Source organism: Berryella intestinalis (genome assembly GCF_000814825.1).
Classification (GTDB): domain Bacteria; phylum Actinomycetota; class Coriobacteriia; order Coriobacteriales; family Eggerthellaceae; genus Berryella; species Berryella intestinalis.
Genome location: NZ_CP009302.1, coordinates 1,229,483 through 1,248,687, shown reverse-complemented (window position 1 = coordinate 1,248,687; position 19,205 = coordinate 1,229,483). Strand labels below are relative to the sequence as shown.

Genomic DNA, 19,205 nt, shown 5'->3' with positions numbered 1-19,205 from the left:
TACCATGCCCTACGAGAAGGGAGACGGCCAGACGGTCGTCATCGCGCTGGGCGGCAACGCCCTGGGCGACACCCCCGCCGAGCAGCTCGAGCTCGTGCGCCACACCGCCGCCTGCATCGTCGACCTGGTCGCCGAGGGCGTCAACGTCGTCGTCAGCCACGGCAACGGCCCGCAGGTCGGCATGATCAAGAACGCCTGCGACTTCGCCGCCGCCCGCGACGGCAAGACCCCCGACATCCCGTTCCCCGAGGCCGGCGCCATGAGCCAGGGCTACATCGGCTACCACCTGTCCCAGGCGATCCTCAACGAGCTGCGCCGCCGCGGCATCGACCGCTCGACGGCCAACGTCGTCACCCAGACGGTGGTCTCGGCCGACGACCCGGCCTTCGAGAACCCCACCAAGCCGGTGGGCGCCTTCCTCACCGAGGGGGAGGCCCGCGCCAAGGCCGCCGAGACGGGGTACGCCTACAGGGAGGACGCCGGGCGCGGCTGGCGCCAGGTCGTCGCCTCGCCCCGCCCCGTGCGCATCGTCGAGTTCGACGCGGTGCGCGACCTGGTCGAGGCCGGCTACATCGTGGTGGCCGCCGGCGGCGGCGGGGTCCCCGTGTTCGACCGGGGGTCCGGCTACGAGGGCGTTCCCGCCGTCATCGACAAGGACCGCTCCAGCGCCCGCATGGCCGCCGACTTCGGGGCCGACGCCCTCATCATCCTCACGGCCGTCGAGAAGGTCTGCGTGAACTTCAACACGCCCGAGCAGGAGGCCCTCGACCATATGTCGGTCGCCGAGGCCGAGCGCCACATCGCCGACGGCCAGTTCGCCCCCGGCTCGATGCTGCCCAAGGTCCAGGCCTGCCTGGAGTACCTGGCCGACTGCCCCTCGGGCAGGGCGGTCATCACCTCGCTGGAGAGGGCCAAGGACGCCATCGGCGGGAGGACCGGCACGGTCATCACGGTGGACTAAACCCTCTTTTCGGTTTGCGAAATCCGACAGGATGCGCGGTTGCTATCGAATGCAGCTTCGCCGTGCGAACCGGATGGCTTTTCTTTGCGGGACGCTCGATCGGGCGTCCCGCTTTTTGCATTCTGCGCGTGCGTCGCAATTCTGCAAGCAGTGGCGCTATGCTAGAATTTCCCCTATTCGCCTACTGATTGCGCGTGCATTGGCATGCGGAGATTCGGGGACATCATGATCAAGATCTACGATAGCGAAGGTCGCGCGAAACGCGATTTCGAAACGAGCGGATTCGGCCGTGTCAAGATGTACGTGTGCGGACCGACCGTGTACAACTACGTCCACATCGGAAACGCCCGTACGTTCATGAGCTTCGACGTTGTGCGCCGGTACCTGCAGTGGCGCGGGTTCGAGGTGATCTACGTGTCCAACATCACCGACGTCGACGACAAGATCATCGCGCGCGCGAACGAGGAGGGGCGCTCGGCAGCCGAGGTGGCCGCCGAGTACACCGCGGCGTTCATCGAGGACATGCATGCCATCAACGTGCTCGACCCCACGATCCGACCGAAGGCAACGCAAGAGATCCCCGAGATGATCGAGCTGGTCGAAACCCTCATCGAGAAGGGTTACGCGTACGAGGTCGATGGCGACGTGTACTTCAGCGTCCGCGCGCTTCCCGCGTACGGGGGGCTTTCCGGGCGCAACCTCGACGAGATGGAAACCGGCCATCGCGAGCTGCGCACCGAGGGTATCGCCGATCGCAAGCGCGACCCTCAGGATTTCGCGGTGTGGAAGGCCGCCAAACCGGGCGAGCCTTCGTGGGACTCGCCTTGGGGGCAGGGGCGCCCCGGCTGGCATCTCGAATGCACGGCCATGTCGAAGAAGTACCTGGGATACCCCTTCGACATCCACGGCGGCGGCTGCGACCTCATCTTCCCCCATCACGAGAACGAACGCGCCCAGGCGATGGCAGCCACGGGCACCGAGTTCGCCAATTACTGGATGCATGCGGGCATGCTGCAGGTGAATTCCGAGAAGATGAGCAAGTCGCTGGGCAACTTCAAACTGCTGCGCGACGTGCTGAAAACGGTCGATCCTTGGAACCTGCGCTTCCTCATGCTGCAAACCCACTACCGCTCGTCGCTCGACTTCTCCGAAGAGCGCCTGGAGGAGGCGGCGGTTGCGTTCGCGCGCATCAAGACCACGGTGAAGAACGCCCGTTGGGCGCTCGAAAACGCGTCGGGAGACGGTTCGATCCTCGATGAAGAGCAGGTCAAAGGTCTTATCCGCGGCTTCAGGTTCAACTTCTTGGTGGCGATGGATGACGACTTCAACACCAGCAAGGGCCTCGGCGCCATCTTCGATTACTGCTCCGATGTGAACTCGCTCCTTGACGGCCGCTCCCTCGGCTCAGCCGATGCGGCTCTGGCTACCCAGCTCATCGACATCCTGGAAGAGGTCATGGGTGTTTTGGGCATCGATCTGAAACGGGCGCTCGAGTCGGATGCGGCGGGTTCGTCCGAGGAATACCCCGCCGAACTGGTTGAGCTTGCCCGCGAGATCGCGGGATTCGAGGGCGGGAACGGAGCCGAGGCCGCCGACGCGCTGATCGCGGCCCGCGCTGCCGCTCGTGCCGAGAAGAACTGGGCCGTTGCCGACGCCGTGCGCGACCGCATGTCCGCACTCGGTTTCGTGATCGAGGACACCCCCCAGGGAGCGCGCGTTTCCCGTGCGTAGCGACCTCGGCTCCCAGGAAGCGGCCCGAAGCCGCGCCCAGCGCCCCGGGCCTGAGCTGCTGGCGCCTGCGGGCGGGCCGTCCCAGCTCGACGCCGCTATCCGTTTCGGCGCCGATGCCGTGTTTCTGGCTGCCGACCGATACGGCATGCGCGCCCGCGCCGACAACTTCTCCCTCGACGAGATTCCCTCGGCGGTGAGCAGGGCCCATGAAGCCGGCGTCAAGGTCCATGTCACCCTCAACGTCCTCATGAACGATCGGGATCTCGACGGCCTGCCCGCGTACTGCGAGGCTCTGGACGCCGCAGGAGTCGACGCGTTCATCGTGGGCGACATGGGGGCCTTCGCGGTCGCTCAGCGGCATGCGCCCCGGGTCGACCTGCATATAAGCACCCAGGCAAGCGTCTCCAACGCACAAGCCGCCTCTCTGTGGCACTCCCTCGGCGCCAAGCGCATCGTGTGCGCGCGCGAGATGAGCATGGACCAGATCTCCGAGATGCGCGCGAAGGTGCCGCGCGACCTCGAAATCGAGGCGTTCGTCCACGGGGCCATGTGCATGGCCTATTCGGGACGCTGCCTCCTGAGTTCGGCCATGACGGGCCGTTCGGGCAACAAGGGGGCCTGCGCCCAGTCGTGCCGGTGGAACTACGCGCTGGTGGAAGAGAAGCGCCCGGGCGAATACTTTCCCATCGAGGAAGACGGGCGCGGAACCTACATCATGAACGCCGAAGATCTGTGCATGATCCGTCATCTTGACGAGCTGCGCTCCATAGGGGTTGATTCCCTGAAGATCGAAGGCCGCAACAAGCGCGCGTTCTACGTGGCCACCGTTGTGGGGGCGTACCGCAGCACGCTCGACGGGGGAGACGTCGATGCGGCCGAGCGGGAGCTGTTCACCATATCCCACCGTCCCTACGGAACCGGGTTCTACTTCGGGCGCCCGAACCAGAGCCGCGAGCGCGACGGGTACGTGAAGGAATGCCTGCACGTTGCAACGGTCGAGCGTTCGGAGCGCGTGAGCGCGGGGCCTCGGGCGGGGAAGTGGCGCGTAACGGCGCTGTGCCAGAACCGCTTCTTCGAAGGCGATCGGCTGGAGGCGATCTCGCCGCACAGGCCCTCGCTCTCGCTCACCGCGAGCTCTTTGGCCCTTTTGTCCCCCGCAGACGGGGGCTTGCCGTTCGTGGAGCGAAAACTTCCGCTTGACGAGGTGCTTTCCCTTGCTCGACCCGAGCCTTGCAGCGTCGCGAACCGCGCTGGCGAGCACTACGTGTTCCACAGCGACGCCGAGCTTTCCCCCGGCGACTTCGTGCGCCGCCGCATCGAGGGGCAAACGCTTCGGCTTTCCCAATAGGGTAGTGTGAAGACCCTTCGTTCTTGCTATCATAAGCTCAGGTTTGATAGCTGTGTTCGGAAAGGAGTCGCAATGGGAATGAAAGCCGGAGATGCTCTTGACGTATCATTCGAGGAGCTGTCGACGTACCTGCTCGCAAAGCATTCTGTGTACATGGACGTCGACGGCTCCAGCTATTACCTCACCGACGTGAACGACAACTACTGGCGCGTTCAGGACACGTCGAAGCTGAACGAGAAGGGACACTACACCGATTGCAGCGAGTTGGTTCCCTCCGTGTTCGACTTTCTCAACGCCCCGTTCGGCGGGGGAGCCGATACCATCGCGTCGGTGTTCGACCGCGCCGTGTTCTATCCTTCGGTTAAACCTGCGTAGGCTGCAGAACCGAAGGTTTTTTTGTTTCCCGTTCCGAACGCTTCGCCTGAAAGCGGATGCCCGCAGGGCGTGCAGGGATGCTTGAAGAATCGCATCGACAGAAGAGCCGCATGGGAAAGGCGGCGTTCGGACATTCGCAAAGGCTCGCTTTACGGCAGAGTGTGCGTGTAAAGCGAGCCGTCCACCCAGGTCCGCTCGAGGAAATCCCTGAGCGCGAAGTCGATGCGGTCGCTGTAGACCGTGATCAGCCATCCGAAGGCCCCGTTGTAGCTTCGCGTATCGGGCACGCGCTGTCCGGTTGCGACCGCTCCGTCGTTCACGAAGAGGGGTCCTGTGCCGTCGATCTGCTGGATATCGGGGTAGGCGTGCGAATGTCCCGATACGTACACGGTGCGCGGGTACCGGTCGATGACCGCGCGCAGTTCGGCGTCGTTTGCTACGATGCCGTGCGCGAACTGTCCCTCGAGAGAGCCCCTTACGGTGTTCGAGAGCGGTTCGTGCATTACCACCAGCGTGGGAACGTTGCGTTGGGCGTCTTCGGCAAGCTTGGATTCCAGCCAATCCAGTTGGGTCTGCGAGATCTTGAACGAGATCCACCCCAAACCTTCCTGATCGTCCGGTCCCAGCACGACGATGTGCTGTCCCGATACCGTTCGATCGTAGTACACGTTCTGCTCGGTTGCGAAACGGGCGAACAGCCGGCGGTACGGCTCGAAGTCGGCGTCGGAGGTCGACTCCGTGTTGTCCTGGTCGTGGTTGCCCATGACTAAGACGAGGTTGTCCTCTGGGGTGAAGCCGTAGGAGGCGGCGATATCGACCGCGCCCTGGTATTGGCGCTCTTCGCTGGTGTAGGTGATGTCGCCTGCTATGACGACGGCGTCGGGCTTCGGGTCCATTGCCCCGATGTCGGCGAATGCCGCCCGGTAATGAGCGTTGTTCTGCTCGACTTCGGGATCGAAGTGGGTGTCGCTCATAACTATGATGCGCGCGATGGGGTCCTGCGATTCCGCATCTCCCGGAGCGCCTTGGCTTGCGGACCGAGGGGGCGCCTCGACCGGCGAGGTGCTCATCGTCGGGGCGGGAGCGCACGAGCCGAGCCCGGCGGCGATGCATCCTGCGGAAAGAACCGAAAGCTTGATGAAGGATCGGCGTTCCATGTCCATAAGGTACCTCCGTATTGCGGTAGCGAGGATACCCGCCAGTCTATCCGTTGGAGCGAAGTCGAAGTTCCGCTGGTTTTTCGAAAACAACGCAACCTACATCGACGGTGCGAATCAGCTTCGCTTGTTCCGCTCGGGGAATCGGTTCAGGTGCGGAGGTGCCAACCGTCACGCTGGGAAAGCCCGCAAGATCGGGGGAGGGGCCGGTTCAGGTCAGGGAACCAGCTGCTTTGCTTCGGGTCGCGGTCTATCTTTTCCCAAGGTCGTAGTGAAGAACGTACCCTCTGCGGCTCCCCTCGTCGAACTCCCTCATGGCGGCACGCGTGAAAAGCGCGAGCCGACCCTTCAGCTGCTTGCGGGCATCTGTGAAGAACGGTTCCTGCGCGATCAGGCGGATCCCGCTTTCCTTGGCGAATGCCGACGGATCGTTCACCCAGAAACGCATCTCGGCGTTTTTGTTCCCGGTCTTTCTCACGTACTTGTTCGCATACGAGATCGCTTTTTCGTTCATGGCGTCGAAGACCAGCTCGGCGCGGTCGAAGATCTTTCTCGCATCGGATATGAACGCGCGGATCCGCTTCTCATCGAAGTATTGGAACACTCCCAGCGAGGTCAGCAGGGTGGGCAGCGAAGCGTCGACTTCGTTCGCCCATGACAGGTCGAACAGGTCCCCACCGATCAGAACGTCGTTGTCCCGTTCGCCGAGGATATCCTTGCGCATTTTCACGACATCCGGCAAATCCATCTCATAGAACTTGGCGGTCTTCGGTTTCAGCCGGAAAAAGGACGTTTCGAGCCCCGCGCCCAGGTTGACCACGTTGCAATTCTCGTGGTGCGACATGAAATCCAGCGTTATCGAGTCGGTTACGCGGTATCGGCACGCAGAGGCTATGTAGGAATACTCGTTGGAGTTTTTCTCGATGCTGCTTTCGGGCAGATCGCATTCGAGGGACAGGGCCGTCTCGTCGTAGAAGAACTCCGGGAACCTTTTCGATGCCTGGATCCGTGCTGTCAGCGGAATGTAGAGGGTGTCCGCTACCCCTTTCAGTTCTCCCATAGGGCCACTTTCGCGCGCTGCTAGTTAGATTAAGGTAACTAGCATGCTATCACACATGTCCCAAGGGCGCGCCTTCCGGCTTTGCCCGTTGGCCGCAGCGGAAGCGATGCTTTTGGAAGCGAGGGAGGGCTGGGAGACGGATGCTTCCTTCTAGAGCCCAGGGGGAGCTTCATCTTATGGGTTGCAGCTTTGAGGGGACGTGCGTTTTTTCTAGAACCTAAGGGAGCTTTGCCGTTGGAGCGAAAAAAAAGGATGCCTGAAGGCATCCTTTTGAAGTTTATGGTGGAGCCTAGGGGGATCGAACCCCTGACCTCATGGCTGCCAGCCATGCGCTCTCCCAGCTGAGCTAAGGCCCCGAAAACGTGCAAGGGATACTTTAGCAGAACGGCGGCTATGGTCAAGAAGATTTTTGAAAAACATCCGAGGCCTTCCCGCAAAGCTCTTTTGCGCCGCCGCCCCGCGCACTTCTCGTCCAAGGGCTCCCTTCTCGTTTCGCCGGGGATGGGCGATCCGACTCATTCGGGAGGTGGATCGCCCATCGGCATGTCCGATTAAGCTTCAATTAAGTAATGCAAAGATTTTCTGGCAAAAACTGTAATGAAAACAATTGTAGTTATACTGCTGCCCGTACTGAGAAAGTCATACTCAAAACCCCTTATGGCTTGGCCCTTTCCGCTACGGAAAGGCGCTGAAGCGCTGTTTCGCTCGGGGTTTTGCGAACGAAGGAGGACACATCATGAAGAATGCGGGCAGATTGTTCAGCGCAGCGGCTGTCGCCGGGGGCGCTGCTTTGGGAATGGGCGCCGTGCCCGCTTTCGCCGTCGACATGGTACAGCCCGCCGGGACGCAGCCTGCCGGGAAGGCCGAGACGGGGGCCGAAGCCGCAACCGAGGGAATGGGAGCTTCGCCGTATCCCGCCACCCAAGCGGGAGTCGACGCCGCCAAGGCCGACGCGGATGCCGCTCGCACGAAGTCCGACGAGGCCAACGCCGCACTCGGTGCTGCCCAGAAAAAGGTCGGCGAAACCGCGCGCGCCGAGGAGGCGGCCAAGAAGGCAAGCGATGACGCCGCAAGCAGCGCCGCCAGTGCCAAGGACGCGAGCCAGACCGATATCGATCGAGCCAAGGTCGAGCTCGATCATGCGAAATCCACCCTCGACGAGGAGACGAAAAGGAAGAACGTCGCTCAGAAGGAGGCGGACGCCGCTAAAACCACCGCTGACGAAGATGCGGCGAGCAGGGATGCGGCGCAGTCCGATTTCAACGCCACGGAGAAGAAGGTCGCCGACGCGCAGACGGACAGGATCGACAGGGAAAGAGACAAGGTTCGGATACTGGAAGATATCCAGAGGGCCGAGGAAGCGGAAAGGCTGCTGAAGGACAGGCAAGGCGGCATGAAGCGGCCTTTCGACGATGAGCGATCGATCGACAAGCTCAAGGCAGACCTCGCCGCAACCGAGAAGGCCATAGCCGAGCTGACGGAGATCCTGAACGGCGGCGATGCGATGATCGAGCGCACGTACCGGGCCTTCGAGGCCGCATCGGCCAAGGCGGCGGCGAGCAAGGAGAAGCTCGACGAGGCTCTGCGCAAGCTGGACGTCGCGCGTCGATCGTGGAGCGACGCCGAGGCGGACTACAAGGACAAGGAAAGAGCCCACGACTCCCTCGTTTCCCAGCATCGGGCATACGTGGATGCCCAGGAGCGCGCGAGGAGCGCAGGAGCCGCCTACGATCGTGCCCGAGCTGATACCGAAGCGGCGAAACGCGCCCTTGAGGATGCTCGCGTCGCAGCTCAGCGCGCGAGCGCTGCGGCGACCGATGCGCTTGACGCCTATGCCAAGGTGCTTGCCGAGTTCTCGATGAAGCAGTCCGACGAGCAGAAGACGCCGGATGTCCAGAAGAAGGCTGACGATCAGAAGACGCCGGGTACCCAGAAGAAGATGGATGAGCAGCGAACGCCAGACACTCAGAAGAAAGTGGGGAAGCACTCGGCCGAGGGGATAGCGGAGAGGCATGCGTCGCAGACCGAGGGAGCTTCGGGCAATGCGAAAGCCTCCGATGCTGCTGCTGGCCCTGAGCGCCAAAGCACGATGGCGGCCATCCGGAACGACATGGGCCGAAACATGGGCCGAAGCGCAGGATCTGTCTCAGGGGGAACCATGCGCGCCTCGGCGTCCCTCCCGCAGACCGGCGATGAAGCCGGGGGCTTCGCGCTTGCGGCCGCTTTGGGAGCCTCGGCCTTCGCCGCGGCTGCGGCAAGCCGTTTCCGCGGACGCCTGCGCAAGGGCGACCGATAAGAACCCGACCGAATCGAACGCCGGTGCCTCTAGTGCACCGGCGTTCTTCGTTTCGGGATACCTTCAAGCGATGGTTCTGATAGATCAATCATATAGATATCTTATTTATCGATACTATCAATAAAAGCTATATCTAAAACATACATTATGAAGATATATTCGGTAGAATAGATTGCTTAAATAATAGTTTTACAGATAGCGTGTTAAAAACCTATCGCTCACCTATCGTTTAATCGGATATACCCGTCAATATTAATAGGTTCTCCAGTTCAGTAGAATAAAAGGGTCCTTACATCTGCTGAATGGGGGAGGAATAATGGGAAGTAGGAAAAGGAGCATGAAGCTCCAAATCACCGTTGCGGCGTTCGTTGCGGTGATGGTCGTCGTCGGCGTCATGGGATGCGCCCCGAAGGCCAACGAAGGGAATCCGACTCCTGTGGGCAAGGCGCCCACGGTGGTGCCGGTCGACCAGAAGAACAAGTTCGGGCTCATCGGAACCGAGGCGTGGAAAGATCAGTACCCCGATCAGTACACCTCGTATTTCGAGAACGAGAAGAACGAATGGCCCGAGGAGGACGGCAACCGTAACGCCAGGTGCCCCGAAATGGTCACGCTCGGCAAGGGATACGGCTATGCCAAGTTCTTCTATGATGCCGGTGGGCACACCAGCTCGATGTACACCGTGACCCACAACGGCCGCGTGGGCGAGAAGACCAAGGCGCAGTGCCTGGCCTGCAAGACGCCCGACATCAGCGAAATGGTGGCCCAGCAGGGCGAATCGGCGTGGAAGTCGAACTTCTTCGAGGTCGCCGAGCAGTGCGAGGACGGCATCACGTGCGCGATGTGCCACGAGAACGAGAACCCCTCCGCGCTGCGCATCGAGCGCGCCGATTGGAAGCGCGCGCTGGGCGATAACGCCGACAAGCGCCACCTGTCCAGCGAGGTGTGCGGCCAGTGCCACTGCGACTATTCGATGAACGCGACCACCGGTGAGCCCACCAGCCCCTACGACGACGTGACCACCATGACGCCCGAAAACGCCCTGAAGTGGTACGACGAGCATGGGTATGTGGACTGGACCTATCCCGAGACGGGCGCCAAGATGATCGCAGTGCGCCACTCCGAGTTCGAGTACACCAACGGAGGCATGGGCAACCACATGGTTCAGCTCGGTTACGACTGCGCCGACTGCCACATGGCTGTTAAGACCAACGCCGACGGCGAGGCCTATCACAGCCACTACTGGACCAGCCCGCTTCAGAACGAAGAGCTGATCAAGAACGATTGCTCCAAGTGCCATGCGGACCTCAAGTCCGAGATGAAGGCCATCATGGAGAAGTACGACGACGCCATCCACCAGAACGGCATGCGCAACGCCAGCTTCGTCCAGAACTTCGTGAAGGCCGTTCAGGCCGGCACGCTCACCGACGAGCAGCTCGAGCGCCTGCGCACCATCCAGCGCGAGTCCACGTTCTACTGGAACTCCGCTTACGCAGAGAACTCCAACGGCTGCCATAACCCCGCCCTGTTCGACGAGGTTCTGGCCAAGTCCGAGGCGCTGCTGGACGAGGGCGACCAGATCCTGGGCGAGGAGTCGTCGCCCGACAAGTTCGTGAGCGAATACGATCCGAGCAAGGACTACCAGCTCGAGGAGACTTCCGAAGAGTACTACGCGAAACACGATCAGCGGTAATCGGAGGTAATCGACATGGCTGAGAACAAGATCGAAACGGGAGAGGCTGCCGAGGTCGCCTCTCCCCGAAAGAAGGCGCCCAAAGGCCGCCGGTTCGCGATCATCGGCGTTGCCGCCGTGCTGGTCGCCGCGGTGGGCATCGGGTTCTGGGAATGGCACGAGACTCCGGGATTCTGCGCTTCCATCTGCCACAACATGGATCCGTACTTGGAAACCTACCTCCAGGACGAAGGCGTTGCCGGCGTCGACAAGTACGGCAACGCCGTATCCGACACCACGGCCCTGCTTTCGACGCGCCATCGCGAGACCAACGCGACGGGCAAGCCCGAGATCCGCTGCATGGGTTGCCATCATCCCGTGGTGAAGCAGCAGATCAGCGAAGCGGTTCAACAGACCACGGGCGGGTACGAGTTCCCGCAGACCGAGCCCACGCTCAGTCAGCTGACCGCCTGGGAGGGAACCGAGGGGACGCAGTTCTGCGTGAACTCGGGATGCCATTCGTACCTGCGCGGTTCCGACGGGTTGGTCGACCGCAAGAAGCTCGAGGAGTCCACGTCGTGGATGGACTTCAACCCGCATGCCCAGCACCACGAGAACCTGCAGGTTGAGTGCGGGGAGTGCCACAAGGGCCATCGCGCCAGCGTGATGGTCTGCACGGGTTGCCACCAGCACGAGAACGTCTCGATGCCGTCCGGTTGGGTGACCAAGGCCGAGGGAGATCGCATCCTGGCTGACGCGAAGGCCAACGCGCATGCTGCGCTGAGCTAGCTTTGCGCCGCGGCTGCCCAAGCCGACGCTTCCGCCTACGAAACGGCCCCCGTTATCTTGCCGATAACGGGGGCCGTCGTTCGTTGGGCACAAGGTGCGCTGCGCATCGGCTTGCGGCCGGTTGCGCGGCACGGGGTGCGGCGGGCGTCTAACCCTGGGCCTGTTCGCCCTCTTTCTTCGCGTCGGCCAGACGCGATGCGATCTCGATCTGCTCGATGATGGGATCGAGCTTGTCGGCGACGTCGTAATCCTCGACCTTTCCCATGTCGCACAGGCGCGCGAACTCGGGGTCGATGGGCAGGGTGGAGTACGCCGGGATCTGGTAGCGCTTCGCCACGAAGCGTCCCTGGGGCTCTCCGAATATGAAGTGCTCCTTGTCGCATTCGTCGCACTTGAAGTACGCCATGTTCTCGACCAGGCCTATGACCGGGACGTTCATGTCGTGCGCCAGGTTCACGGCCTTGCCCACAATCATGGCGACCAGCTCCTGGGGGGCGGACACGGTGACGATGCCTTCGAGGGGGAAGGACTGCATGACGGTGAGGAAGATGTCGGAGGTTCCCGGAGGCATGTCGACGAACAGGTAATCGACGTCTTCCCAGTTGGTTTCCTCCCAGAACTGCTTCAGGAGGCCGGTGATGACCGGACCGCGCCAGGCAACCGCCATATCTTCCTGGGGAAGCATGAGGTTGACGGACATCACCTTGATGCCGCTTTCCGTCATGCCGGGGTTGATGCCGTCGTTATCGGCGGTCAGGCGTCCGCTCATACCGAAGGCCTTGGGGATGGAGGGCCCGGTGATGTCGGCGTCCAAGATGCCCACCTTGAAGCCGCGCTTGTGCATCTGGCTGGCGAGCAGGCTGGTGACCAGCGACTTGCCGACGCCTCCCTTGCCGGAAACGACGCCGATGACGTGCTTGACGTTGGCGCGGGCCGTCTTGGGCTTCTCCTCGGGCGCCTTGCGGGACCCGCAGCCGGATACGCCGCAGCTCGAGCAGCTCGAAGCGCTGCATTCTTCAGACATGGTTACCTCTTTTCATGCGCGCGAAACGCGAATCGTCCGACCCGTCTGCGTTTTTAAGCGGGCCGTCTCTCGTCGAACTGCCAGCATGATAGCACAAGGCCCGCGGCGCCCCCGGGCTCTGAAACTCTTCTTGCGCTTGGGAAACGCATTGTGAACGACATGTTGCCACATGGTATTCTTGTCAGGTTAGACAGGGGCGCACGCGCCCGTTTTCCCAGAGAGGACCGATAAGCATGAGCGATCTTTCAACCGTCACCGCGTCCGACGTCTCCGCCGCTTCCGAGGCCTTCTTCGGCCAGCGTGCCAACGTCGTGGCGAAAAACGCCGTCACCGCCAAGGGCGTGCGCGCCGTCGCGCGCGTTCCGGAGGCGGCCGCCCTCAACACCACGACCTTCGACATCGAGGTGAAGCAGGGCGCGCGCACCGACCAGAAGCGCTCGGGGCGCTGCTGGATGTTCGCATCGCTGAACACCATGCGCATGCGCGTCATCGAGTCGTACAAGCTGAAGGACTTCGAGCTCTCTCAGGCCTACCCGCTGTTCTGGGACAAGCTGGAGAAGAGCAACTACTTCTTCGAGAACATCATCGACACCGCCGACCAGCCGGTCAACGGGCGCCTCGTGTCGTTCCTGCTGACCGATCCGGTCAGCGACGGCGGGCAGTGGGATATGTTCAAGGCGCTGGTGAAGAAGTACGGCGTGGTTCCCAAAGAGGCCATGCCCGAGTCGGCCTCGTCTTCCAACACGCGCGATCTGGACGGCTACCTCACCCGTTACCTGCGGTCGAGCGCCCACAAGCTGAGGGCCGCGTTCGAGGGGGGCGCTTCGGTCGAAGAGCTGCGCGCGCGGAAAAAGGAGATGATGGCCAACGTCTACGCGCTTCTGGTCACCTGCCTGGGCGAGCCGCCAGCGTCGTTTTCGGTGCGCCTGCGCGACAAAGACGACAACATGGCGCTGTCGGGAACCTTCACCCCGCACGAGTTCTACGAGCGGGCGGTGGGGCTGGATCTGGACGACTACGTGTCGCTGATCTCGGCTCCCACGGCCGATAAGCCCTTCGGCCGCACCTACACCGTGTCCCGTCTGGGAAACGTCGTGGAAGCCGGGGGAGTGCGCTACCTCAACCTCGAGCCCGCCGAGCTGAAGCGGGCGGCGATCAAGCAGCTCGAAGACGGCCTGCCGGTGTGGTTCGGCTGCGACGTCGACCAGTCCTTCATCCAGGAAGAGGGCATCATGGACCTCGACGCCCTGGCGATCGACGAGCTGTTCGGGTTTCCGATCGTGGGTGATTTCGACAAGGCCGCGCGCCTCGATTACGGTGAGTCGCTCATGACCCATGCGATGGTGCTCGAAGGCGTCAACCTTGACGAAGGGGGGCGGTCCACGCTGTGGAAGGTGGAGAACAGCTGGGGCAAAGACCATGCGAAAGACGGGTTCGACACCTTGACCGACGCCTGGTTCGACGAGTACGTGTACCAGGTGGTGGTCGATAAGAAGTACCTGACCGATCAGCAGCGCGAGGTATTCGAGACCATGGAGCCCATCGAGCTGAGCCCCTGGGACCCCATGGGCGCGCTTGCATAGAAGCCGCGTAAGAGAAGAAACCCGAAAGGACCTACGTGACCGAGAACAAACAGAACGAAGAGATCGTGCAAAGCGCCGGATCCGCATCAGCGGACGGGAGGGACGCGGCCGAGACGGAAGCCTCGCGCCGCAACGCCGCCCGATCCCGCTCGGCGCGCCAAATCGCCAGCTGGACGCGCATCGTCGCCGCCATCCCGTCGTTCGGGCTGCTGATAATCGCCGTCGCGCTGTCGCTGAACACGCTTATCGAGGCGGTGGCGACCACGGTGGGCGCCGTCGTTTTGGGCGACGAGTCGATCCTGCGCCTGGCGGCCCTCTATGTCGAGTACGCCGACCTGTTTTTGCTGTCGGTGGCCCTGTACCTGCTGTCGCTTGGATTGTTCACCCTGTTCATCAGCGACAACATCCCGCTTCCGAAATGGTTGACGTTCAGGGACTTCGACGACCTCAAAGAGCGCCTGGTCGCCGTCATCTGCGTGATGATCGGCGTGTCGTTTCTCGGGAAGATTCTCGAGGATGCGGTCAAGGGGCTCGACTTGCTGTGGCTCGGGCTGTCCTCGGGGGTCATCATCCTCACGCTGACGCTGTTCGTGAAGCTGGTCATCAACCACAAGGGGGAGGATTCTGGCCATCGCGAAGACGAAGGGCTGTTCTAAACCCGGTTTTTGCAGCGAGCGGTCCGGGGGTTTCGGGTCCGCTATCGCGCGTCATAGTCCTGCTCGCGCCCCTCTCCGTACCGAGAGGGGCGCTTCGTTACGCCGCGTCGCCTTTATTTTTTGAAAAAAGCACTTGCTCGTAACGCAACGTGAGGGTGTTCCATGCGAGGTGAAGGAGGTGACGTCCATGTCGCAAGAAGAGAAAGGAAAGCTCTTCACTACCGGCGAGGTCGCCGAGATGTGCGGGGTTTCGGTAAGGACGGTCCAATACTACGACGATCGCGGCCTCGTCTCTCCGAGCGGGCGCTCCGAAGGGGGCCGACGGCTCTACAACGAGGAGGCTATCGGCGTCCTGAGGACCGTGTGCCTTCTGAAATCGATGGGGCTGAGCCTGAGGACGATACGCGAGGTCCTCGCTCGGCCCGATGACACGGCCGCCCTTGAATGCATCCTGGACGAGCAGGAGAAAGCGATCGCTGCGGATCTGGATGCGAGGCGGGCGATGATCCGCTCGATCGCGGCCGTTCGGGCCAGCCTGAGCGAACAAGGCCGCATGCCGGAGGTATCCGAGACGTGCATGGACAACATCATGGCGAAGCAGGCATCTGAGAAGACGAGGCTCTACCGGATGAAGCGCAGGATGATCGTCGAGGGCCTCGCGGTCGATGCGGTGCTGATCTCGGCGGTGGTGCTGGGTGTGACGAGGGGCGAATGGCTTGTATTCGCCCTGGTGCTTCCCCTGGCTCTGATCGTCGCTTGGCAGTTGGCGGAGGCGTATCATCGCGATGCGCGCTACGTCTGCCCGCATTGCCGCGAGGTGTTTAGCCCGAGCCTTCGGGAGTTCATGTTCTCGGGGCATACCCCGGTTGCGCGCAAGCTTTCGTGTCCCTGCTGCGGAACGCGCGATTGGTGCGCCGAGGCGAGCGTCGATTCGGTCGAATCGGCGGCGTCGTAGGCTCGTGGCCGCCCCGGCATCGGTCCGCAAGGGCCGACCCGGGGCGGCCCTTGCCGCGGATGCCGCTGGGTTCGGGCGCCGAGGGCTTGAGGGCACGGTCGGGCCGTCGACGGCAAGGAGCGGGAAATCGCCTGGGCCGATGCGAAATGCAAGCTAGGTTTAAGGTTCCCGTAAGGATGGCGAAGGTGCTCTTTGATAAGATAATCTTGTTAGTTTGCGTTTGCTTAGCTGGGTTGCACGAACCAGAGGAAAGGAACCGGAATGAACTCACCGACCCCCCAACACGGCAAGCTGCCGGTCATGCCTCCGTCTGCCAAGACTGCGAACACCACGGTCGAACTGAACAGCTTCACCCCTCTGACCAGCGCTTCGCAGGCGAAGAAGAAGGGTCCGAGGAAGGCCGTCATCATCGTAGGGGTCGTCATCGCCCTCGTCGCAGTGATCGCGATCGCCGTCAACAGCATCCTGAACGCCACTGCGTCGAAGCCGTTGGAGACGGTGGATGTCACCGAGGGGGCCTTCGAGGACGTGGTGCAGGGCAAGGCGTCGCTGCAGCCGGTTCGCACCATGGTCGCTTCGTCCGAGGTCGAGGGCATCGTCTCCGAGCTCAAGGTTTCCGAAGGCCAGCAGGTCCAGGAGGGAGACGTTCTCTACACCGTTAAGAACGACGACCTCGACACCGCGGTCGCCCAGGCCAGATCGGCCCTCCAGACCGCCAAAGACGGCGTCACCCAAGCTCAGAACCGCCTGAACACGGCAAAGGCGGCGCCTTCGGTGACCCAGTCGATGGACGCCCAGGGCAACCCCATCCTCGTCGACAGCACCGCGGTTCAGATCTCCGACGCCCAAGCCCAACTGAATACGGCGAACGCCACCCTCACCTCGGCCCAGCAGGCCTACGACGCCGCTGTCGAGAAGGCGGACAAGCGCACGGTGCGCGCCACGGTGTCCGGAACGGTCATCGAGTGCAACATCACCGAGGGAACTTCGCTCGCGTCGCTTTCCACCCAGGGCAAGGCTCCGCTGCGCGTGGCCGACATGACGTCGCTCGAGGTGAAAGTGCCCGTTTCCGAGATCGATATCGCGAAGGTGAAGGAGGGCCAGAAGGGCAAGGTGACCTTCGACGCGTACCCCGACCTCGTCTCCGAGGCAACCGTCACCCACATCTCCCAGACGAGCTCGAACGATGCGGCTGCTTCCGCGGCGGGTGCGGCTGCGGGTGCGGCGGCGTCTTCTTCGACGGTCCGCTACGAGGTCACGCTGCAGATCGATTCTCCCGACGAGCGCCTGAAAAGCGGCATGACGGCTCATGTGGACATCTCCACGCTCAGCCTTGAAAAGACGCTCATCGTTCCCGCCATCGCGCTCACCGACTCCGACGGCGATCCCGCTGTGGCCAAGGTCCCCGCCGATTCCCAGCTCGCCACGATCGAAGACGTCGAATACGTCAAGGTCAAGGTGATCGCCCAGAGCGCCAGCCAGGCCGCCATCGAAGTGGTTGACGGGACCCTCTCTGCGGGAGACAAGCTGGCCATCGTCTCCGGGAAATCGACGACGGAAGGCTCTGCGCCCGCTAGCGTGACGGTGGGTGCCTGATGAACGCGCAGCCGGTTATCCAGGTGGAGAACATCCACCGTGTGTATGAAACCGCCGCAGGGCAGACCCATGCCCTGCGCGGGGTCAGCTTCTCCATCATGCCCGGCGAGTTCGTCGCCATCATGGGGCCGTCGGGCTCGGGTAAATCGACCCTCATGCATACGCTGGGATGCCTTGATTCGCCCACCAGCGGAAGGTACCTGCTCGAGGGAAGCGACATAGCCCGATGCACCCAAGACGAGCTGGCCGATATCAGGGCGACGCGCATCGGCTTCGTGTTCCAGGCGTTCAACCTGCTGCCGCGCACGACGGTGCTGCGCAACGTGATGCTGCCCCTGATGTACACCTCGTGCCCCGCATCCGAGCGCGAGGCGCGCGCGAGGGCGGCTCTGGCGGCGGTTGCGCTGCCCGAGGAATACTTCGCCCATAAGAGCAACGAGATATCGGGAGGCCAGATGCAGCGCGTGGCTATCGCCCGCGCGCTGGTGAACAGCCCGGCCCTCATCCTGGCCGACGAGCCGACGGGCAACCTGGACACCGCGACGGGAGACCAGGTCCTCGATACGTTCTCGCGCCTGCGCGATGCGGGCAAGACCATCGTGCTCATCACGCATGAGCCCGACGTCGCCGAGCATGCCGACCGGACGCTCTACATCCGCGACGGCCTGCTGTACGAAAGCTACGAGGGCATGCGCCGCGCCGGGAAGGTGATCACCACATGAAGCTGAAGGATTTGCTGTACGAGGCGTACCATGCGCTGTCGGTGAACCGCATGCGGTCGGTCCTCACCATTTTGGGCATCGTGATCGGCATCGCCTCGGTTATCACCATGAACGCGCTCATCGGCGGCGTGGGCAAGTCGCTGACTGCCAGCATCGGGGGCAACCAGATGCGCGTCGTCACCATGTACCCCTTCGTCGAGAGCAAGCGAAGCGATTTCGAGGCGCTCCAGCAGCAGATGCCCGAATACGAGCGCATCGTCTTGTCGCAAACCGTCGCGGGCGGCGAGCTGTCGTACAAGTCCAAGGCCTTCACGCCCACGGTGACGGGCGCTGAAAGCGCGTATTCCGATGCGATGTCGCTGAAGCTGAGCGCGGGCAAGTTCTTCACGTCCGCCGAGGAAGAGCGCGGCGACCGGGTTATCGTCGTGGGCCGAGGGACGCTTAAGAACCTGTTCGGCGACGAAGACGCCAAGGTGCTGGGCCGCGAGGTGTTCCTGAACGGGGACAGCTATGTGATCTGCGGCATTCTGGAAGGAAACGCGAGCTCCAGCAACTATAACGCGGCCTACGTGCCCCTGAAGACCGCCGAGACGCGCCTGGGTGCCAGCGGGCTTTACCAAGCGGTGGGCGTGGCGAAAGGCGAGCCTTCCAAAGAGGAGATGAGCGAGCTGTCGAAGAAGACGGGCAAGGTTCTGACCAAGATCCTGGGAGGCAACAAGCCCGAAGAGACGGTCTCGGTGTATTCGATGTCGGACCTCTTGGATACGATGTCGGCGGTTCTGGGCGGCTTCAACCTGCTTTTGGGAGGCGTGGCGGCCATCAGCCTTCTGGTCGGCGGCATCGGCATCATGAACATGATGCTCACCAACGTGAGCGAGCGCATCCGCGAGATCGGGCTGCGCAAGGCCCTGGGAGCCCATGCGCGCGATATCGTGAGGCAGTTCCTGCTGGAGGCCGTGGCGCTCACGGTGATAGGCGGCGTCGTGGGAATCGTGTGCGGATACGCCGGATCCTACGGGCTGACGGTGCTCATCGGCGCGCTCAACCCGGCCCTGGCGTTCTCTCCGGCCATCGATCCCGTGGCGGTTATGGTTGCGGTAGGTGTATCGGTGCTGATCGGAGTCGTGTTCGGGTACTATCCCGCCTCGCGCGCGGCGCGGCTCGACCCGATCGAGGCGCTGAGGTACCAGTAAGCCGGTCCCGAACGACCCCCTGTTATGAGCGAAGGCCCCGACAGCGTCGGGGCCTTCATCGTGCGTCTCCGCTTTTCTTTCCCGATC

The 19,205-nt window shown here is 62.6% G+C and carries 16 protein-coding genes and 1 tRNA gene; 13 read left to right on the top strand and 4 right to left on the bottom strand.

The features are described from left to right. The first annotated feature begins 4 nt into the window (after window positions 1-4). From arcC to JI75_RS05520, 4 genes are all read left to right on the top strand, one after another. On the top strand, window positions 5-961 hold the full coding sequence (arcC, locus tag JI75_RS05535; RefSeq protein ID WP_039689401.1) for a carbamate kinase: 957 nt from the start codon (window positions 5-7) through the stop codon (window positions 959-961). Window positions 962-1,186: 225 nt separating this feature from the next. Then, a complete protein-coding gene (cysS, locus tag JI75_RS05530) occupies window positions 1,187-2,692 on the top strand; it encodes a cysteine--tRNA ligase (protein ID WP_039689398.1) in 1,506 nt (501 codons plus the stop codon). Further along, the gene (locus JI75_RS05525; RefSeq protein ID WP_082019773.1) at window positions 2,685-4,040 is read left to right on the top strand and encodes a peptidase U32 family protein; all 1,356 of its coding nucleotides are present in this window, start codon (window positions 2,685-2,687) and stop codon (window positions 4,038-4,040) included. The genes cysS and JI75_RS05525 overlap by 8 nt, the downstream gene beginning before the upstream one ends. 72 nt (window positions 4,041-4,112) lie before the next feature. After that, complete coding sequence (locus tag JI75_RS05520; protein ID WP_039689396.1) at window positions 4,113-4,415, top strand: hypothetical protein; 303 nt, start codon at window positions 4,113-4,115, stop codon at window positions 4,413-4,415. A gap of 149 nt (window positions 4,416-4,564) precedes the next feature. Here JI75_RS05520 and JI75_RS08810 read toward each other — a convergent pair whose 3' ends face one another. The 3 genes from JI75_RS08810 to JI75_RS05505 all read right to left on the bottom strand — a co-directional run bounded on the left by JI75_RS08810 (window position 4,565) and on the right by JI75_RS05505 (window position 6,988). Continuing rightward, entirely contained in the window at window positions 4,565-5,572 is a 1,008-nt protein-coding gene (locus JI75_RS08810; protein WP_158407625.1) for a metallophosphoesterase family protein, read from the bottom strand. Window positions 5,573-5,822: 250 nt separating this feature from the next. After that, window positions 5,823-6,632 (bottom strand): class I SAM-dependent methyltransferase, encoded by an 810-nt coding sequence (locus JI75_RS05510; protein WP_039689394.1) that lies wholly within the window; start codon window positions 6,630-6,632, stop codon window positions 5,823-5,825. A 280-nt stretch (window positions 6,633-6,912) separates the two neighbouring features. Further along, window positions 6,913-6,988, bottom strand: a tRNA-Ala gene (locus tag JI75_RS05505). Between the two features lie 380 nt (window positions 6,989-7,368). Here JI75_RS05505 and JI75_RS05500 point away from each other — a divergent pair. The 3 genes from JI75_RS05500 to JI75_RS05490 all read left to right on the top strand — a co-directional run bounded on the left by JI75_RS05500 (window position 7,369) and on the right by JI75_RS05490 (window position 11,389). After that, complete coding sequence (locus JI75_RS05500; RefSeq protein WP_039689392.1) at window positions 7,369-8,928, top strand: coiled-coil domain-containing protein; 1,560 nt, start codon at window positions 7,369-7,371, stop codon at window positions 8,926-8,928. A 337-nt stretch (window positions 8,929-9,265) separates the two neighbouring features. After that, window positions 9,266-10,621: an ammonia-forming cytochrome c nitrite reductase subunit c552 gene (locus tag JI75_RS05495; protein ID WP_052241633.1), complete on the top strand. Its 1,356-nt coding sequence runs from the start codon at window positions 9,266-9,268 to the stop codon at window positions 10,619-10,621. Window positions 10,622-10,636: 15 nt separating this feature from the next. Then, complete coding sequence (locus tag JI75_RS05490) at window positions 10,637-11,389, top strand: cytochrome c3 family protein (protein WP_052241632.1); 753 nt, start codon at window positions 10,637-10,639, stop codon at window positions 11,387-11,389. A 148-nt stretch (window positions 11,390-11,537) separates the two neighbouring features. Here the strand turns inward: JI75_RS05490 and JI75_RS05485 are convergent, their stop codons facing one another. Further along, window positions 11,538-12,413: an Mrp/NBP35 family ATP-binding protein gene (locus tag JI75_RS05485; protein WP_039689390.1), complete on the bottom strand. Its 876-nt coding sequence runs from the start codon at window positions 12,411-12,413 to the stop codon at window positions 11,538-11,540. Between the two features lie 233 nt (window positions 12,414-12,646). On the opposite strand from JI75_RS05485, the gene JI75_RS05480 reads away from it, so the two are divergent. The 6 genes from JI75_RS05480 (at window position 12,647) to JI75_RS05455 (ending at window position 19,118) form a co-directional block, all read left to right on the top strand. After that, window positions 12,647-13,996 carry a C1 family peptidase gene (locus JI75_RS05480; protein ID WP_039689389.1) on the top strand — a complete coding sequence of 450 codons (1,350 nt, stop codon included), beginning with the start codon at window positions 12,647-12,649 and terminating at the stop codon, window positions 13,994-13,996. 35 nt (window positions 13,997-14,031) lie between these two features. Continuing rightward, window positions 14,032-14,652, top strand: coding sequence for a YqhA family protein (locus tag JI75_RS08805; RefSeq protein ID WP_240993136.1), 621 nt, complete (start codon window positions 14,032-14,034; stop codon window positions 14,650-14,652). Window positions 14,653-14,839: 187 nt separating this feature from the next. Further along, window positions 14,840-15,607, top strand: coding sequence for a MerR family transcriptional regulator (locus tag JI75_RS05470; RefSeq protein WP_039689387.1), 768 nt, complete (start codon window positions 14,840-14,842; stop codon window positions 15,605-15,607). A 261-nt stretch (window positions 15,608-15,868) separates the two neighbouring features. After that, the gene (locus JI75_RS05465; protein ID WP_039689385.1) at window positions 15,869-17,203 is read left to right on the top strand and encodes an efflux RND transporter periplasmic adaptor subunit; all 1,335 of its coding nucleotides are present in this window, start codon (window positions 15,869-15,871) and stop codon (window positions 17,201-17,203) included. Next, a complete protein-coding gene (locus tag JI75_RS05460; protein WP_039689384.1) occupies window positions 17,203-17,925 on the top strand; it encodes an ABC transporter ATP-binding protein in 723 nt (240 codons plus the stop codon). Before JI75_RS05465 ends, JI75_RS05460 begins: the two co-directional genes overlap by 1 nt. Then, the gene (locus tag JI75_RS05455) at window positions 17,922-19,118 is read left to right on the top strand and encodes an ABC transporter permease (RefSeq protein ID WP_039689383.1); all 1,197 of its coding nucleotides are present in this window, start codon (window positions 17,922-17,924) and stop codon (window positions 19,116-19,118) included. Before JI75_RS05460 ends, JI75_RS05455 begins: the two co-directional genes overlap by 4 nt. Window positions 19,119-19,205 lie beyond the last annotated feature (87 nt).

Excerpts from the sequence above, each read along its gene's own strand:
- JI75_RS05460 (WP_039689384.1), top strand. The coding sequence starts at position 17,203 with ATGAACGCGCAGCCGGTTATCCAGGTGGAGAACATCCACCGTGTGTAT.
- JI75_RS05520 (WP_039689396.1), top strand. The coding sequence starts at position 4,113 with ATGGGAATGAAAGCCGGAGATGCTCTTGACGTATCATTCGAGGAGCTG.
- JI75_RS05485 (WP_039689390.1), bottom strand. The coding sequence starts at position 12,413 with ATGTCTGAAGAATGCAGCGCTTCGAGCTGCTCGAGCTGCGGCGTATCC.
- JI75_RS05465 (WP_039689385.1), top strand. The coding sequence starts at position 15,869 with ATGAACTCACCGACCCCCCAACACGGCAAGCTGCCGGTCATGCCTCCG.
- JI75_RS05480 (WP_039689389.1), top strand. The coding sequence starts at position 12,647 with ATGAGCGATCTTTCAACCGTCACCGCGTCCGACGTCTCCGCCGCTTCC.
- JI75_RS05510 (WP_039689394.1), bottom strand. The coding sequence starts at position 6,632 with ATGGGAGAACTGAAAGGGGTAGCGGACACCCTCTACATTCCGCTGACA.
- JI75_RS05500 (WP_039689392.1), top strand. The coding sequence starts at position 7,369 with ATGAAGAATGCGGGCAGATTGTTCAGCGCAGCGGCTGTCGCCGGGGGC.
- JI75_RS05495 (WP_052241633.1), top strand. The coding sequence starts at position 9,266 with ATGAAGCTCCAAATCACCGTTGCGGCGTTCGTTGCGGTGATGGTCGTC.
- JI75_RS05490 (WP_052241632.1), top strand. The coding sequence starts at position 10,637 with ATGGCTGAGAACAAGATCGAAACGGGAGAGGCTGCCGAGGTCGCCTCT.
- JI75_RS05455 (WP_039689383.1), top strand. The coding sequence starts at position 17,922 with ATGAAGCTGAAGGATTTGCTGTACGAGGCGTACCATGCGCTGTCGGTG.
- JI75_RS08810 (WP_158407625.1), bottom strand. The coding sequence starts at position 5,572 with ATGGAACGCCGATCCTTCATCAAGCTTTCGGTTCTTTCCGCAGGATGC.
- JI75_RS05470 (WP_039689387.1), top strand. The coding sequence starts at position 14,840 with ATGTCGCAAGAAGAGAAAGGAAAGCTCTTCACTACCGGCGAGGTCGCC.
- cysS (WP_039689398.1), top strand. The coding sequence starts at position 1,187 with ATGATCAAGATCTACGATAGCGAAGGTCGCGCGAAACGCGATTTCGAA.
- arcC (WP_039689401.1), top strand. The coding sequence starts at position 5 with ATGCCCTACGAGAAGGGAGACGGCCAGACGGTCGTCATCGCGCTGGGC.